Origin of the sequence: Streptomyces siamensis, from assembly GCF_039543605.1 — a bacterium.
GTDB classification, from domain to species: domain Bacteria; phylum Actinomycetota; class Actinomycetes; order Streptomycetales; family Streptomycetaceae; genus Streptomyces; species Streptomyces siamensis.
Map to the genome: position 1 here is coordinate 350,317 of NZ_BAABKB010000008.1, position 16,484 is coordinate 366,800.

Genomic DNA, 16,484 nt, shown 5'->3' on the forward strand with positions numbered 1-16,484 from the left:
CCGCGGACCCTCAGAGCCCGCAGTCGCAGCACGAGCAGCATTCACAGCACTCGCAGCACTGGCAGGCCTCGCAGCAGTTGCAGTCGCAGTCGCTGAGGCAGCCCTCGCGCTTCTTGCGCGACCAGGGACCCTCGTACTCCTCGGCGCAGCAGACCTTGCAGGTGCAGCAGAGGCCGATCGCGGCGGCGCACCCGGCCCAGAAGCCGCGCCTTCCGGGGCCGGGCGGCTGGAAGGAGGGACCGCCGCCGAAGGGGGTGCCGCCACCGGCGTACGGGTTCTGCGGATCGTAGGGACCGTGCGGGGCGTGGGGGCTCTGCGGGCCGTACGGACCGCCCTGCTGGGGCGGCCCGAACGAACCCTCGGCCAGGTGCACGCCACCGGCCGGCCCGTGCGCGCCCGCGCCTCCGTGCGCGCCGTCCGCCGTGTGCCCGCAGGTGGACGAGCCGAACGCGCGGTCCACCGACCGGCCCAGCTCGTGCGCCAGCAGCAGGTGCGCCAGCTTGCCGTCGGTGAACTCGACCTCACGCAGCGCGAGCCGGATCCCGTGCAGGGCGTCGTCGGCGAGCCGCCGCGCCTCGCTGAGCGACGTCCCGGTGGCCGTGAGCGGGTTCCACGCTCCCGACGCGGCGTCAGTTTCCCTGTCCTCGACGGCGTCCAGCAGATGCGCCAGCCGCCCGAAGAGCCGTCCCGCCTCGGCGAGCGGCTCCGCGTTGCCGGCCCGGCCGGCGAGTACGGCGGTGTGCGCGAAGGCCGCGGCCGTGGCGGTCTCGGTCGGCTCGGTGACGGTGAGCAGCGGCGTTCCGGGCCCGGCCAGCGCCTCGATGCCGATCTGCCGGTCCACGGCGTCGACGAGCACGGCGGTGTCGAAGCCGACGTCGGAACCGGTGCGCGCGCCGGCCCTGCCCCAGCTCGCGGCGACCCGGCGGGCGGCGAGCGCCACGGGCCGACGCGCCAACAGCCCGTCCCCGTCGGCCACGTGGTCGCGGACCTTCGCCGAGGCGAGCACCAGCGAGACGGCGGCGGCCAGGCGCGCACCCTCGCCCTGAGCGACGGAGGCGGTGCGCATGCCGCGCAGCGGGCAGGGCCCGGCGGTCCGGCGCCATCCCGTCGCCCGCTCCGCCTGAGCCTCCGTCAGAACGGATATCAGCAGACCGTCATAGTTCGTGACGATCCGCGCGAACTGCCCGTGGTCACCGCGCAGCGCGAGGCACAGCCCGCACAAGTGGGCCATCCACTGGGTCTTGAGTCCTTCACCGAGACGGTGGCTGCAGGGCCTCACGATTCCGAACACGACACTCCCCCGTGACACGTACGACGTTGAGCGGCGGCATCCTAACGACCACTCCGTTCACCCGTACGCACCGACCGTCACCCGAACGCCGTGGGAAATCATATTTCACTCTCAGTCAGCAGCCGTACACAGCAACACCCTTGGGATACCGGGGCTCTCGACGGATTCGCTGTGCACCAGTACCGTCACGAAACCCCCGCGCGGCGTCTATCCACTTGGCGCGACATCCGCATCATGGACGACCATGGGGATGCGGAAAGCACGAAAGACCGCTGTGAGAGGAGGCGTCCATGGGATCGGTGCGCAAGGCGAGTGCCTGGCTTGGCCTCGTCGACGACAACGATGACGAGCGTTACTACGACGACGACTACGCCGAGGGACAGGAGTCCGGCGAGGCCTGGGTCACCGACCCGCGGGTGAAGGTCGCGTCCGAGACGGCGGAGGAGAAGGGCCGCCGGATCGGCACGGTCACCCCGGACAGCTTCCGGGACGCGCGCGGCATCGGCGAGCTCTTCCGGGACGGCGTCCCGGTGATCATCAACCTCACGTCCATGGAGCCCGCCGACGCCAAGCGCGTGGTGGACTTCGCGGCCGGCCTGACCTTCGGCCTGCGCGGCACGATCGAGCGGGTCGCCACCCGGGTCTTCCTGCTGACCCCCGCCAACACGGAGATCGTCAGCGGCGATGCCGCCGGCCGTCAGACGGACGGTTTCTTCAACCAGAGCTGAGGCAGGGCCGCTCACCGGCCCTGCCCCACGGGGTCCCCAGGGCTCTACCGGAAGGCGTCGAGTCCGGTGAGCGCCTTGCCCAGCACGAGTTGATGCATCTCGACGGTGCCCTCGTAGGTGAGCACCGACTCCAGATTCGTGGCGTGCCGCATCACGGGGTATTCGAGCGAGATTCCGTTGGCGCCGAGGATCGTCCGTGCGGTGCGGCAGATCTCGATCGCCTCCCGCACGTTGTTGAGTTTGCCGAAACTGACCTGTTCGGGACGGAGCCGTCCCGCGTCCATGCGCCGCCCGAGGTGGTGGGCGAGCAGAATTCCCTTGTGCAGCTCGACCGCCATGTCGGCGAGCTTCGCCTGGGTCAGCTGGAAGCCGCCGATGGGTCGGCCGAACTGCTCGCGCGTCTTCGCGTACTCGACGGCGGCCTCGAAACTGGCCCGCGCCGCGCCCATGGCGCCCCACACGATCCCGTAGCGGGCGTGTGAGAGACAGCTGAGCGGTCCCTTCAGCCCGACGACGTCCGGCAGCACGGCGTCCGCGGGCAGCCGTACGTCGTCCAGGACGAGCTCGCTGGTGACGCTCGCCCGCAGCGACCACTTGTGCTTGATCTCGGGCGCGGAGAAGCCGGTCACGTCGGTGGGGACGACGAAGCCGCGGATTCCGTCGTCCGTCTGGGCCCAGACCACGGCGACCCCGGCCACGGACCCGTTGGTGATCCACATCTTCCGCCCGTTGAGGACCCAGTCGCCGCCGTCGCGCTTGGCGTGGGTGCGCATGGAGGCGGGGTCGGAACCGTGGTCGGGCTCGGTGAGCCCGAAGCACCCGATGATCTCGCCGGACGCCATCCGAGGCAGCCAGGTCTGCTTCTGCTCCTCGCTGCCGAACCGGTGGATGGCGTACATGGCGAGGGAGCCCTGAACGGAGACGAGGGAGCGGATGCCGGAGTCGGCGGCCTCCAGTTCCAGGCAGGCCAGGCCGTACTGCACCGCGGACGCTCCGGCGCATCCGTACCCCTGGAGCGACATGCCGAGTGCCCCGATGGCGCCGAGCTCCCGCGCCAGTTCCCGGATGCCGGGCAGCTCGCCCCTCTCGTACCACTCGGCGACGTGCGGCAGCACCCGGTCGGCCGCCCAGGTCCGCACGGTGTCGCGGACGGCGAGGTCCTCCGGGTCCAGCAGGTCGTCGATGCCGAGCGGGTCGGCGGGGTCGAAGGGCGGGAGCTTCGAGGACGCGGACATGGGGCAGCCTCCGGCACGCTAAAACTAGCAGTGTTAGTTACGACGTCGCGGCCGACGTTACGACGCAGTGTCCCGCACGTCCAGGGGCCCTCCCCCACACGACCGCGAACGCACGGCCACGAACGCAGGGCCACGCGTCACGAACGCAGGGCCACGAACGCACGGTCACGCGTCACGAACGCACGGCCACGCGTCACGGGCACGCGCCCTTCCGGACGACCCGCACGGGCCGGCCGGCGGAGCCGGAGGGCGCACGGGCGGGGAGGGCTACGCGGTCACGCGGGACTCGGCGACCTCGCGGGGTGCCGGGATCTCCGCCGGACCCGCCGCCGGCGCCGGGCACTCCATGACCCGCGGCAGCCGCAGCGCCATCACCGCGCCCAGCATCAGCAGGCCCGCACTGACCAGCAGGGTCACATGCAGTCCGTGCACGAAGGAGTCCCGCGCGGCATGCCGAAGGGCCGCACCGGGCGCCCCGCCGAGCCGCCCGGCGACCTCGTACGCCTCCCCGAGCGAGTGCCCCGCCGCCGTCGAGTCGGCGGCCGGAACCCCGGGAACCGACGAGAGCCCCGGCTTGTACGCGGCGTTCATCACACTCCCCAGCAGCGCGATGCCGATACCCGCACCCAGCTGGTACGAGGTCTCGCCGATGGCGGCGGCCCCACCGGCCTGCGCGGGCGGCGCCTCGCTCAGCATCGACTCGTACGCCCCGAAGAGCGTGGTCTCCAGACCGAAGCCGAGGAGCACGAAGCCGAAGAGCAGCAGCCCCGTGTTGTCGTTCCCGCCCATCGCGGTCAGCGTGACGACCGCGGCGGCGGTCAGGCAGAAGCCGAGGCTGACCATCGCGCGCGGGCCGAACCGCCGCAGCATCTTCGCCCCGGCGAGCCCGGCGGCCATCGCCGCGACGGTGAGCGGCAGCAGCCGCAGCCCCGTCTCCAGCGGCGAGAGACCGAGCACGAGCTGGAGGTACTGCGCCGCGATCAGCTCCAGACCGACCAGGGCGAGCATGGCGAGGACGATGCATCCCACCGAGGTGCTGAACGCGGGCCGCGCGAACATCCGCAGATCGACCAGCGGATGCGCACGCCGCCGCTGGCGCCGGACGAAGCCGGCCAGCAGCGCGCCGCCCAGGAGCAGGGCGCCCAGCGTGAGCGGGCCGAACGGGGCCTCCCCGCCGCCGAGCCGCTTCACGCCGAGGACGAGCCCGAAGAGTCCGGCAGCCGCCATCAGGGCACCGACGATGTCCCAGGGACCGTTGCGGTCGCCCTTCGACTCGGGCAGCAGCATCCGTCCGATCGGCAGGCTGACCAGCATCAACGGGATATTGACCAGGAAGACGGACCCCCACCAGAAGTGTTCGAGGAGGAAGCCGCCGAGCAGCGGTCCCACCGCCGCGCCCACGGCGGCGACCGCGCTCCAGATGCCGATCGCCAGGGCCCGCTCCCGCCGGTCGGGGAAGACCTGGCGCAGGATCGAGAGCGTCGCGGGCATGATCATCGCGCCGCCGACGCCGAGCAGGGCCCGCGCGAAGATCAGGACCTGCGCGTTGTCGGCGCAGGCCGCGACGGCCGAGGCGACGCCGAAGAGGGCGTATCCGAGCAGCAGGACGCGTCGACGGCCGACGCGGTCACCGAGCGTGCCGAAGAGTATGAGGAGCGAGGCGCAGACCAGCGGATATATGTCGACGATCCAGAGCAGCTCTATCGCGCCGGGCCTGAGGTCCTCGGTCACGGCGGGCACCGCGACGTGCAGCACCGTGGCGTCGAGCGCCACCAGCAGCAGACTGACGCACAGGACGACGAGGACGACCCAGCGGTTGGCACCGGCCCCGGTCTCCCTACGGCATCGCGCAGCGGCCGTGGTCGTCCCGGACATGTACGTACCTCCCAGATGTTCCCTCGCGTTCGGCGGAAACCTCAGGGTGGGGACTCCCTGGGGCTGTGGCCTGGGGGAGCGGAGTCCCGGCCCACGCAACAAAGGCGAGTGAGCCGCCACAGTACGCGAGTTCCCGGCGATGACGCGTGGCAGACCTCTCACGTTCTTCCTGCATTGGGTGTGGCGTACGCCACGCTCCCCTCGGAGCACCACGCCCCGCCGGGCTCGACGGTTCCGGGCGACATCGATAATCGAGCCCGTGACCGATCTTGAGACACCTGTCGCGAAGCCGCCCCGCGCGGGGGCCCTGCGCCGCGCGGCCCCCGCCCTGCTCGGGTACGCGGGCGTCCGCGCGCTGGGGCTCGTGGTCCTCGCCGCGTGGAGCGCGGCGAACGGCAAGAGCGCGCACACCCTGCTCACGGCCCGCTGGGACGCGCTCTGGTACACCCGTGTCGCCGACCTCGGCTACGGCTGGGAGGTGCGGCTGCCGAACGGGGACGTGCACTCGAACCTCGCCTTCTTCCCGCTGCTGCCCTGGCTGGAGCGTCTCGGCTCGGCCCTCACGCCGCTGTCGTCCGCGGACGCGGGCCTGCTGGTGAGCACGGCGGCGTCGCTCGCCGCGGCCTGGGGGATCTTCGCCGTCGCCGAGCACGTGTACGGGCGGCGGGCGGGCGTCTGCGCCGTGCTGGTGTGGGCGGTGCTGCCGATCGGTGTCGTGCAGTCGATGGCGTACAGCGAGTCACTGTTCACGGCGCTCGCCGCCTGGTCGCTGTACGCGGTGCTGACCGGCCGCTGGATCACGGCGGGCCTGCTCGCCGCGCTCGCGGGACTGACCCGGCCGGTGGGGGTGGCGGTGGTCGCGGCCGTCTGGGTGACAGCGGTCATGTCGTTCGTACGGGACCGAAGCGCGCCCGGCCCGGACGGCGCGCCCCGGTGGCGGCGCGCCCTCGGCATGCTTCTGGCGCCGCTCGGCGCCGCCGGCTACGTGCTCTGGGTCGGCCGTCGCACGGGCAAGGGCCCGCTCGGCTACCTCGACGTGCAGGCGGGCTGGCGCAACGGCTTCGACGGCGGCTACGCCTTCGCGCGCTTCGTGGCCGACAAGTTCACCTCCTTCCCCTCGGCGTTGGCCGGCGTCGGACTGATCGTCGGCGTCGCGCTGGTCGTCTGGCTGTACGTGACGTGCGTGCGCCAGGGGCAGCCGCTGCCGCTCCTGGTGTACTCGGGGGTCGTCACCGCGCTCGCCCTGTGCGCGTCGAGCTATTTCGGCTCGAAACCGCGCCTCCTGCTGCCCGCCTTCCCCCTTCTGCTGCCCCTCGCCCTGGCCCTGTCCCGGCTGCGTACACCCAGGTCGGCGGCGATCCTGGGCGGCGTGGCGGCGGCCTCCGCGGTCTACGGCGCCTTCTGGCTGAACGGCTCAGGTCCGCCATGATCGACTCCCGGACGCCCGGTGAGCTGCCGGAGAATTCCAGCCCAGCATTCGGTGAACGAATATATAAGCGTCATAAAACCGAACCACGGACGGATCAATGGAATTACGGAGTCCACTCTCCGAGGATTAGACATTCATAGAAAATAAACACGGACCTGAGAGGAATCCCACATCACATCGTCATCACAAAGCGAGTGATTCGGCCTGGAACGCAGCTCACTCGCTGTAACGTCGATTGAGTGCGTACCGAACGAAACCTGACCCGTCTGGACCGGGTCTTCGCCCGGCTCGACCGTGAACCTGAACGGCCGGCCCACATCGACGTGCCGAGGATGAGCCGGCACAGGGTCGTGCTGTTCGCGGCGACCCTGGCCTTCTACCTGGCCATCGTGTGGGCCGTCGCCATCACTTCATGGCTGGTCAGATTCGACTGGCAGGTCATGTTCTTCCGGCCCTACCAGCAATGGCCGGAGATCCACGCGTTCCTGGACTACTACGTGGTGCTCGGCCAGCGCGGCCCCACCGCCGTGATGGTCGCCGCCTGGCTGGGGTGGCGCTCCTGGCGGCAGCACACCCTGCGCCCGCTGCTCACGCTGGGCGCCTCGCTGCTGCTCCTCAACATCACGGTCGGCGCCGCCAAGTTGGGCATGGGCCGCCTCGGCCCCCACTACGCCATCACCATCGGCTCGAACGAGATGGGCCTGGGCGGCGATATATTTCCTTCGGGCCACACCGCCAACGCCGTTGTGACCTGGGGCATCCTGGCCTATCTGGCCTCGACCCCACGGGCCCGGCGCTGGCTGTCCGCGCTTTCCGCGGTGACGTCGCTCGGCGTCGGTCTGACCACCGTGTACCTCGGCACGCACTGGCTGAGCGATGTACTCCTCGGCTGGGCCGCGGGTCTGCTGATCCTGCTGGCGCTGCCCTGGTGCGAGCCGCTGATCGCCCGCGCCGAGGCCGGGATCTTCTCGCTGCGCGACTCCTTGCGCGCCCGTCGCGGCCGTGCCGTGCCCGCCCCCGCGGCCTCGCCGGTCGGCGCGCCCGCCATGGTGCCGCACCCCGCCACCGCGGACGGCGACGTCCCCGCGCGGGAGCCGGCCGCCTCCGTCCGCGCGCCCCGGGCGCCGGTGTACCTGGCCCCCGGCCCGCACACGGCCCGCTCGGAGCGCACCCCGGTCACCCCGGTCGGCAGCCGCCGCCCGCCGCACGCCGACCGGGTGGCGCGCTCGGCCACCACCTCGGCCCGCCCTCTGACGGGCGGCTGAGGACGACCGACGGCGGGGCCGGTACGCACACCTCTCCCCGCACCGCGAAGGCCCCCGGCTCCTGACAGCCGGGGGCCTTCGCGCGTCGGTCGGTCCCGACAGGACCGCCGGGTCCCGTCGATGCGGTGCCGTCAGCCCTTCCAGCAGCGCGTGACCCTGCCGTCCGTGACCTCGAAGTTCAGCCGCCCCACGAGGTACTCCATGGTGATGATCGCGCCCGGGGGCAGCGAGCGCACCGTGGTCCAGCCGTGCTCCCGGGCACGGCGCTCGGCGCTGCTCGCCTCCAGTCCTACGTAACTCTCCGGACTGTCCTGGGGCTCTGCGGAATGAGGGGGAATGGGTGCCATGACGGCCACGTTAGGCGGCGTCGCCCCGGCCGGGGAAGTCCGGATCGCCACCCAGCGTCACCCATACCCCTCCGGTCACACTTCTGTCACAGGATCACGACACGTGTTTCGGCCGAACTCCGTCACACGCACGAGGGGTTCCCTACGCGTTCTGCACTCCTTCGAACGTAATTCGGAGCCGGCGTGGCACCGTCCCGAACAGCTCGATGGAATGTGCGGATCCAATGCCTCGGTGCGGCCTTTCCATTCCGATTCCCGGGCCCGCCGTGAAATCTGACGCCCCATGGGAAATACCCGTTCCGGCGCAGGAACCCCTCATGTGGTCGGCCGGCCCATGGCCCACGGTGCACATCACGGCTGTGCCGGTGAACTCCGCTCCAGAGCCCGGGACAGCCGGTCCCGGGCCGCGGTGAGCGCGTCGGTGAGCCCGGCGGGTTCGAGGACCTCGAACTCGAGTCCCGTCATCGTCACATGCACGACCATGACGTCGAGACTGGCCGCCCCGGTCCGCAGGACACAGCTGTCCGGACCGGAGGCCTCGAGTGTTCCGGCGGACGGTGAGATCCGCTCGACCGCCTCCTCCAGGGGCACCAGCAGCCGGATGACGGCGTGCGTGGCGTACGCGCCGGTGGAGACGCCCTTGGAGACGTACGCGGCGAGGTCCTCGGCCGGTGGGGTGCGGGGCGGGAAGCGCGGTCCGTGCGGCGGCCTGGGCGTGACACGGTCCACCCGGAAGGTGCGCCAGTCGTCGCGGTCGACGTCCCAGGCGACCAGGTACCAGCGGCGTTCGGTGCACACCAGGCGGTGCGGCTCGACGGTGCGGCGGGTCGAGGAGCCGCCGTGGTCGCGGTACTCGAAGCGGAGCCGCTCGCCGTCGCGGCAGGCGTTGGCCAGTTCGGTGAGGACGGCCGGGTCGACCGCCGAGGGCTGCGGGCCGCGCAGCATCGGCACGGTGAACGCGTTCAGAGCGCCGATCCTGCGGCGCAGCCGGTGCGGCAGTACCTGTTCCAGCTTGGCGAGGGCGCGGACGGAGGTCTCGCCGATGCCCTCGATGCCCTGGCCCGCGGCCGTGCGCAGGCCGACCGCGACGGCCACGGCCTCGTCGTCGTCCAGCAGCAGCGGCGGGAGTTCGGCCCCCGCGCCGAGCTGGTAGCCGCCGCCCGTGCCGGGGCTGGCGTTGACCGGGTAGCCCAGCTCGCGCAGCCGGTCCACATCGCGTCGGACCGTCCTCGGCGTGACGCCGAGACGCTCCGCGAGGTCGGCGCCCGACCATTCCCGGTGGGCCTGGAGCAGTGACAGCAGACGGAGCAGCCGTGCGGAGGTGTCCAACATGGGCCCGAGTCTGTCAGCCCTTGCGGACATCTTCGGTCCGCAAGGACTCGGTGCCCGCGTCGGCAGGAACTCCCCACGACTGCCGGTCCGAGCCGGGGAGTCCTGACGGCGGCCCGGGGGCTCAGGGCCGGTAGGACAGTTGCGGTACCTGGAAGCAGGTGGAGTTCATGTCGCCCTGGGAGACCCAGCCCCGGCCGTCCTTCCAGCGGGCCACCGACAGGCAGGCCCGCCGTGTCGTCGGCGGCTCCGCCAGCCGCTCGTACGTGACCGGGAGCAGCAGCCCGCCCGCGGTGTAGGGCTCACCGCGGTTCATGAAGGCGTCGACGCACGCGCGGGTGACCCCGGCCGCCGTGCAGGACTTCGCCGCGTCGGCGAACCACCGTGCGGCCGCCCAGCCCTCCAGCTGCCACTGGGAGTGCGACCCGAACCCCTTGGTCGCGTCCCGGAACTCGCGTACGGCGGGGTTCGCGGTGTCCTCGTAGTCGCGGCTGGACCCGGTGGCCCACAGGGCGTTGCGGCACCGCGGTGAGTCCTTGTAGTCCTCGGCCACGGTGGACGTCCAGTTCTGCACGTTGGTGACCTTGGCGATGACCTCGGCGTCCACGTCGTCCATCGCCTTGCACAGCTGCGCGTTGCCGTGCGTGTCGACAGCGTCGAAGACCAGGTCGGCTCCCCGGTCCTTCAGATCGGCGGCGGCGGCACGGAAGTTGGGCAGCGCGAAGTCGACCTGTTCGGTGACCACCTGGTAGCCCTCGGCCTTCAGGCCCTGGGTGACGAGCCGGGCGTAGGCGGCCGACGCGGACTGGTTGTAGGAGACGACGGCGGCCGTGCGGGCGCCGTGCACGCGCTTGAAGTAGCGGTAGACCTCGGTGCCCCCGTACAGCTTCCCGCCCCAGCCGGGCGTTCCGTCCCGGGGCGCGAGACTCCCGTAGATCCCGTACAGGTGCGGGTAGGTGTCGTACGCCGGCCCGATCGGCTGGCCCCCGATGTCGGGCACGCGCGCGTGCGACACGCGGGGGGCGCCGGCGTAGTCGAGGGCCGTGGTCGCGACGAGGGCGACGACCTTGTCCTCGTCGATCAGCCGGTGCACGCACTCGTTGTTGCCCACACCGCTGCCGCCGTCGTCGCACAGCCGCACCTCGACGCGGCGCCCGTCGATGCCGCCCCGGGCGTTGAGGCGGTCGAAGTAGGCCTTCGCCCCGTCGCGCGGGCCGGTGAAGGCCGAACCGCCGACGGGGCTGGTGGCACTGGTGACGATGCCGACCCGGATCGGGGCGGTGCCTCCCTGCCGGGTGGGGGTGGACCGGTTCTCGAAGTCGCTCTCGGGGAGGCGGCTGCCGCAGGCCGTGCCCAGCAGGAGGAGCAGCGCGAGGGCGAGCCCCTCAGCAGCCCGGGCCGGGCGACTCATTGCCGCTCAACTGGACCAGTGCGCACAGGGTCTTGACGGAGACCTTCCAGGTGCCGTCCTGTTCGACGGCCGTCCCGGAGGCGCCCGGCAGCGCGGTCGCGCCCTTCAGGGTCAGCGAGTACGTGACGTCCGCGTCCCGCGGTGACGTGAACTCGATCTTCTCGACGTGCGCCTGCACCTCCTGGCCGCGCTTGTCCCCGTTGAAGCTCTTCAGGACCTCGGTCATGGCGTCGCCGTTCTCCAGGACGCTCCGCTTGTCCTTCTGGGGGACGGCGGGATCGAAGAACTTCTCCCAGTTCCGCTCGATCTCCTTCTCGGCCGCCGCCGGGTCGGACGGGGCGGTGCCGCCGGTCGAGGGGTCCGCGGACCGCTCCACGGAGGGCGCGGGCGGTGCGCCGCTTCCACCGCCGCTGTCGTCGCCGCATGCCGTGAGGGCGGCGGCGAGGACGAGAACCGCCGCCGCTGCCCGGCCACTCGGCCGCCTGAGTTCGCTCCCGAGAACCATCTGGCTCACCACCGGGTGTAGTCCGGGCCATGTGCGCCCGGTGCTTTCAGGGTCAGCTTCCAGAAGGCATAGTGCAAGCCATTGGCTGACATGGACAGACACACGACGTGTGGGAGCCCGGATGCGGACATCTCGACTGCGGACCGTGCACCCCGTCCTGTGGGCCGGGTGGGCCGCGCTCGCCGCCGGAGCGGTGCTGTGCGTCATCGGCTGGTACGGCATCTCGGGCGAGCGCTACGCGGAGCGCCAACTGCCGTACCTCGCCTCGTGCACGGTGCCCGGCGCGGCGCTGATCGTCGCGGGCGCGGTGCTGCTCACGCACGGCAGGAACGCACTGGCGTCGGCGCGCGTCGAGGAGTTGTACGGACTGCTGGTGGCGGCCGGGCCCGCCGGGGCGGCGGAGTCCGGGCCCGCCGTGGGCGCGCCCCTGGCCTCCAGCGGCGACCTGTCGATGGTGCCGGGCGGCACGCTGTGGCATCGCGCCGACTGCCCGCTGGTCGCCGGAAAGGCGCAGGCGGTGCCGGTGGACTCGCGGGTCCTGGCGAGCGGGGAGCTCGGACCGTGCCCGATCTGCGAGCCGTCCGCCGCCGGTCCGGACGACTGACGGCCCTCCCGTGGCCTCGCTGACGTACGACCTCACCCTCGCCGGTCTCTCGGTGGGAAGTGCCGCCGCGCTCACCGGGATCGGTCTGATCGTCACTCACCGCGCCACCGGGGTGCTCAACTTCGCGCACGGCGCCGTCGCCATGGTGTGCGCCTTCCTGCTGCGCCAGTTCACCGTCGAGTGGGGCTGGCCGCTCGCGCTCGGCACCGCCGTGACCCTGCTCGTGGTGGCCCCCGCCATCGGAGTGGCGCTGGAGCGCTTCGTGTTCCGGCCGCTGGCCGTGCTCGGCGGCGACCCGGCGCAGACACTGGTCGCGTCGATCGGCGTCTTCGTGCTGCTGGTCGGCGGGGCGGCACTGGTGTGGGGCACCGGGGCACGGGCGGACGCTCCGACCGTGGTGTCGGCCGACCCCTGGGGGCAGTCGGCGGTGGCCCTCGCGCTCGCCGCGGCCGTGGGCGCCGTACTGCGTTCGCCGAGGGGACGCCCGCCGGGCTCGCGGCGGCGGACCCGCTTCGCCGTCGAACTGCGCGCCGTCGTCGACGACCGCCCGCTCGCCGTGCTCGGCGGCATCGACGCCGACCGGGTGGCGGCGGCCGGCTGGGCCTTCGGCTCCTTCACGGCCGGTCTGACCGGCGTGCTCCTCGCCCCGTACGTGCGCCTGGACCCGTACGGGATGCCGCTGCTGGTCATGGAGGTGATGGCGGTGGCGGTGGCCGCGCGGATGCGCAGTCTCCCCGTCGCCGTCGTCGTCGCCCTCGGCGTGGCGGTCGGGCAGAGCCAGTTGACCCGGCTGCACCCCGCGGGCCGCGCCGAACCGCTGCTCCAGGCGGTCGGCGCGAACCTGTTCGTGGTGGCGCTGCTCGTCTCGGCGCTCGTCCTGCCCGGCATCGGCACCCGTGACGCGCTGCCGCGCACGGCGACGGCCCGCGTGACGACGCCGCCGGGGGCGTGGATCGTGGCGGTCGTCCTCTTCCTGCTGCCCCTCGGGTTCGCGGGCTCGGACCTGCACACGTCGGTCCAGGTGCCGGCGTTGGGCGTGGTCCTGCTGTCGCTCGTCGTCGTCACCGGTCGCGGCGGCCAGATCTCGCTGGGACAGGCCGCGTACGCGGGTCTGGGCGCCCTCTTCACCGCGCTGCTCGCCGCGGGCCGCTTCCCCGGCCTGCCGCGCCTTCCCGAACTGGCCGCGCTCGCGGTGGCCGTGCTCCTGGTCGCGCCGCTCGGTGTGCTGACCGGGTGGCCGGCCATCCGGCGGCACGGACTGGCGCTCGCGCTGGCGACGTTCGCCGTGGGGGTGGGGGTCAGCCGGTTCGTCTTCGCCCAGCCGTACGCCACGTCGGGCCTCTCCCTCGGCCGCCCGGCCGGCTTCGGCGGCGACCGGGCGTACTACCTGCTCGAACTGGGGCTGCTGACGGTCGCGTTGCTGGCGGCGAACGCTCTGCGCCGGGGACGGACGGGCCGCGCCCTCGCCGCCCTGCGCGACCACGAGCCGGGCGCCTCGGCGGCGGGTGTCCGCGTCCCGGCCCTGAAGCTGGCCGCGTTCGTCGCGGGTGCCGCGCTGGCCGCGCTGGGCGGCGGGATGCTCGGCATGGGGCTGCGCGCCTTCGACGCCACGGCCTACGACCCGGTCCGCGGGCTGCTGTGGTTCGCGGCGGTCGTGGTCCTCGGCGCGGACAGCGTCCTCGGCGCACTGGCCGCGGCGGCTCTGCTGGTGGGCCTCGACGCGGGGGCGCGCGGCGGCGTCGCGGCGGCCCTGGTCGGCGTGCTGGCGGTCCTCGTCGGCCGCTTCCCCGGCGGTCCCTACGAGGCGCTGCGCACGGCGGCCTCCCGCCTCCGGCCGCGCCGCGTGGTGTCCTTGACCCCGCTGGGGTCGCGAGTGCGCCGGCGACTGCTGCCCGTGGCGACCCCGCCGACCGGCCGGCCCGCGCGGCACCCCGGCACGCCTGGCCCTGCCGCCGTACTCGCACCGCGCAGCGAGCAGAGCCACACCTCCCCGCCCAGCGGCCAGAGCCACACCGCCCCAGCCGGCCCGCACACCCGGCCGGGAGCCGCTCCTCCGCCGTCCCCGCACACCCGACCGGCCGGCCGCCCCGCGCCGCACTCCGGCACACCGAGCCCTGCCGCCGTACCCGCCCCGGGCAGCGACCAGGGCCGCACCGCCCCGCCCGGCCCGCGCACCCGCCCGGGACCTACTCCCCCGCCGTCCCCGTACACCCGACCGGATGCCGCCCTTCCGCCGTCCCCGAACACCCGGCCCGGGGCGCCGGCAGCCTCGCCGCCCCGCGGTCGGCCCCGAGCGCCCGCCCCGACGGGGTGCCGCACCGGACCGGGGGCCGGCTCCGCGCCCCCGGTGGGCGCCGAGCCGCGGGCGCCCCTCTCCGTGTCCCTGCGCGCCCGCGGTCTGCGCGTCGGGTACGGCGGGTTCACCGCCCTCGACGGGGTCGACCTGGACGTCCGGCCCGGACGCGTCACGGCCGTCGTCGGGCCCAACGGCGCCGGGAAGAGCACCCTCTTCCACTGCCTCGCCGGCACGCTGCGCCCGTCGGGCGGCCGGGTGCTGCTCGGTGGGCGGGACATCACCCGGCTCCCCGCGCACGCGCGCACCCGGCTGGGGATCGCGCGGACCTTCCAGCAGCTCGCCGTCTTCCCCTCCCTGACCGTGGCCGAGAACGTCCGGGTCGGTGCCGAGCAGGGCCGGACCGCCGATCCGGAGGCCGCGGAACGGGCGTTGCGGCTCCTCGGCCTCGACGGACCGGTGCGGGCGTTCCCCGCGGCGGGGCTGCCCACCGGCACGCTCCGGCGCGTCGAGCTGGCCCGGGCGCTCGCGGGAAGTCCCCGGGTGCTGCTGCTGGACGAGCCCGCGGCAGGACTCGACGCCCCCGAAGTGACCGCGCTGGCACGCGTGCTGCGGGCGCTCGCCGCGGACGGCACCGCCCTCCTCGTCGTCGAGCACGACCTCGATCTCGTCGCCGACCTGGCGCACACCGTCCACGTCATGGTGGCGGGACGGGTCGTCACGTCCGGCCCCGCCGACCGCGTACTGGAGAGGAGGTACGGCGGTTGAGCATCGCCCTGCGCCACGCGCGCGTGCGCTACGGCCCGCTGGAGGCCCTGCACGGCGTGACCCTGGTCGCCCCGGGCCCCGGTCTCACCGTGCTGCTCGGCCGCAACGGATCCGGCCGTACGACGGCGCTGCACGCGCTGGCCGGAACCGTGCCGCTGTCCGGCGGGGCGGTCGTGTGGGACGGCGTCGACGTCACCCGCCGGACCACGCACGAACGCGCCCGGCTCGGCCTGTGCCTCGTCCCCGAGCGCCGGGCCGTCTTCGGTTCGCTCACCGTGCGCGCGAACCTGGAGCTCGCCGCGGGCGACTTCTCCCCAGCCCTCGACGCCTACCCGCGGCTGGAGCCCCTGCTCTCCCGTCGCGCGGGCACGCTCTCGGGCGGTGAGCAGCGGATGCTCGCCGTCTCCCGCGCCCTGCTCGCCCGCGCACGGGTGGTGCTCGTAGACGAACCCGCGCAGGGCATGTCCCCGGCGGTCGCGGCACGGACGTACGACCTGCTGGCCGGTCTCGACGCGTGTGTGGTGGTCGCGGAGCAGCGACTGCCGCCGGGGCTGCGCGGGCGGACCGACCGGACGACGTTCGTGTACGAACTGAGCCGGGGCGCGGTCGTGTTCAGCGGAGAGGCGGCGGAGCCTGCGCGAAGAGCGACGGGCGCAGCGGCGGACCGAACAGGACGAGGCCCAGGTGGCGGGAGCCGGCCGAACCCTCCGGGATGACCAGCAGGGTGCCCTCGTTCAGCTTGTCCGGCGAGCTTCCGACGATCTGCTTGTTGGCCTTGTACAGCGCCTGCCAGCCGCCCTTGACCTTGTACTTGCGGGCGATCGACGCGAGCGTCTCGCCGTGCTTGACCACGTGCATGCGGCCCTGGAGCGCGTATCTCCGGGAGCAGACGGGCCAGGCTCCCCAGCCCTGGGAGGCCACCACCTTCTCGGCGATCTTGATCTGTTCGGCGCGGGTGGCGAGGTCGGCACGCCGGGCGTACTTGAGTCCGCCGAACGCCTCCCAGGTGGGCTGCCAGAACTGCAGCCCGCCGTAGAAGCCGTTCCCCGTGTTCGCGTCCCAGCGGCCGCCGCTCTCGCACTCGGCGACGCAGCCCCAGGGCCACTGGTCCTTCGCGCAGTCGTACGACACCCGTGTCGTGTCGGGGCCGGGAAGCGGGGGCGGGGGCGCGGCGACCGCGTCCGAGGGCACGAGGACGGCCAGCGCGGTGACGGCCACGACGGTGGCGGCCGCGGCCGCGTGCCCGAGGCGCCCGGCCGCGTGTCTGGCGTGCTCGGCCGCCTGCCGGAGGCGGTTGATCGACAGGGGCGGCGTGACCGGCCGGGTCGGCATGAGGAACATCGCGCCCACGCTAGGCGGCGCCTCGGCCCGGCCGGTCGAGCCGCGCCCGGTGCGGCCGGGGCC

General features: G+C 73.2%; 14 protein-coding genes. 6 read left to right on the forward strand and 8 right to left on the reverse strand.

The features are described from left to right. Window positions 1–10: 10 nt before the first annotated feature. Window positions 11–1,291: a DUF5685 family protein gene (locus ABEB03_RS15660; protein ID WP_345648107.1), complete on the reverse strand. Its 1,281-nt coding sequence runs from the start codon at window positions 1,289–1,291 to the stop codon at window positions 11–13. A 290-nt stretch (window positions 1,292–1,581) separates the two neighbouring features. Between ABEB03_RS15660 and ABEB03_RS15665 the strand changes: the two genes are divergently transcribed. Then, on the forward strand, window positions 1,582–2,019 hold the full coding sequence (locus tag ABEB03_RS15665; protein WP_345648111.1) for a cell division protein SepF: 438 nt from the start codon (window positions 1,582–1,584) through the stop codon (window positions 2,017–2,019). Window positions 2,020–2,063: 44 nt separating this feature from the next. On the opposite strand, the gene ABEB03_RS15670 is transcribed toward ABEB03_RS15665, so the two are convergent. Beyond that, window positions 2,064–3,254, reverse strand: a complete 1,191-nt coding sequence (locus ABEB03_RS15670; RefSeq protein ID WP_345648115.1) for an acyl-CoA dehydrogenase family protein — start codon at window positions 3,252–3,254, stop codon at window positions 2,064–2,066. 267 nt (window positions 3,255–3,521) lie between these two features. Further along, the gene (locus ABEB03_RS15675) at window positions 3,522–5,129 is read right to left on the reverse strand and encodes an MFS transporter (RefSeq protein ID WP_345648118.1); all 1,608 of its coding nucleotides are present in this window, start codon (window positions 5,127–5,129) and stop codon (window positions 3,522–3,524) included. Between the two features lie 259 nt (window positions 5,130–5,388). On the opposite strand from ABEB03_RS15675, the gene ABEB03_RS15680 reads away from it, so the two are divergent. Together ABEB03_RS15680 and ABEB03_RS15685 are read left to right on the forward strand one after the other, a co-directional pair. After that, entirely contained in the window at window positions 5,389–6,558 is a 1,170-nt protein-coding gene (locus tag ABEB03_RS15680; RefSeq protein WP_345648121.1) for a glycosyltransferase family 39 protein, read from the forward strand. Window positions 6,559–6,797: 239 nt separating this feature from the next. Continuing rightward, the gene (locus ABEB03_RS15685; RefSeq protein WP_345648124.1) at window positions 6,798–7,823 is read left to right on the forward strand and encodes a phosphatase PAP2 family protein; all 1,026 of its coding nucleotides are present in this window, start codon (window positions 6,798–6,800) and stop codon (window positions 7,821–7,823) included. A 131-nt stretch (window positions 7,824–7,954) separates the two neighbouring features. Here ABEB03_RS15685 and ABEB03_RS15690 read toward each other — a convergent pair whose 3' ends face one another. From ABEB03_RS15690 to ABEB03_RS15705, 4 genes are all read right to left on the reverse strand, one after another. After that, complete coding sequence (locus ABEB03_RS15690; protein ID WP_345648127.1) at window positions 7,955–8,170, reverse strand: I78 family peptidase inhibitor; 216 nt, start codon at window positions 8,168–8,170, stop codon at window positions 7,955–7,957. 351 nt (window positions 8,171–8,521) lie between these two features. Next, window positions 8,522–9,502: a helix-turn-helix transcriptional regulator gene (locus ABEB03_RS15695; protein WP_345648130.1), complete on the reverse strand. Its 981-nt coding sequence runs from the start codon at window positions 9,500–9,502 to the stop codon at window positions 8,522–8,524. A 121-nt stretch (window positions 9,503–9,623) separates the two neighbouring features. Beyond that, window positions 9,624–10,910, reverse strand: a complete 1,287-nt coding sequence (locus ABEB03_RS15700; RefSeq protein ID WP_345648133.1) for an ABC transporter substrate-binding protein — start codon at window positions 10,908–10,910, stop codon at window positions 9,624–9,626. Further along, on the reverse strand, window positions 10,885–11,415 hold the full coding sequence (locus ABEB03_RS15705) for a hypothetical protein (RefSeq protein ID WP_345648136.1): 531 nt from the start codon (window positions 11,413–11,415) through the stop codon (window positions 10,885–10,887). Before ABEB03_RS15705 ends, ABEB03_RS15700 begins: the two co-directional genes overlap by 26 nt. 121 nt (window positions 11,416–11,536) lie before the next feature. On the opposite strand from ABEB03_RS15705, the gene ABEB03_RS15710 reads away from it, so the two are divergent. From ABEB03_RS15710 to ABEB03_RS15720, 3 genes are read left to right on the forward strand one after another with little or no spacing between them, the layout of a single operon-like run. Further along, entirely contained in the window at window positions 11,537–12,019 is a 483-nt protein-coding gene (locus ABEB03_RS15710) for a hypothetical protein (RefSeq protein ID WP_345648139.1), read from the forward strand. 10 nt (window positions 12,020–12,029) lie between these two features. Continuing rightward, window positions 12,030–15,080, forward strand: a complete 3,051-nt coding sequence (locus tag ABEB03_RS15715) for a branched-chain amino acid ABC transporter permease/ATP-binding protein (RefSeq protein WP_345648142.1) — start codon at window positions 12,030–12,032, stop codon at window positions 15,078–15,080. Then, a complete protein-coding gene (locus ABEB03_RS15720) occupies window positions 15,077–15,796 on the forward strand; it encodes an ATP-binding cassette domain-containing protein (RefSeq protein ID WP_345648146.1) in 720 nt (239 codons plus the stop codon). The genes ABEB03_RS15715 and ABEB03_RS15720 overlap by 4 nt, the downstream gene beginning before the upstream one ends. On the opposite strand, the gene ABEB03_RS15725 is transcribed toward ABEB03_RS15720, so the two are convergent. Then, window positions 15,693–16,421 (reverse strand): LysM peptidoglycan-binding domain-containing protein, encoded by a 729-nt coding sequence (locus ABEB03_RS15725; RefSeq protein ID WP_345648149.1) that lies wholly within the window; start codon window positions 16,419–16,421, stop codon window positions 15,693–15,695. The genes ABEB03_RS15720 and ABEB03_RS15725 overlap by 104 nt on opposite strands. Between the last annotated feature and the right edge of the window lie 63 nt (window positions 16,422–16,484).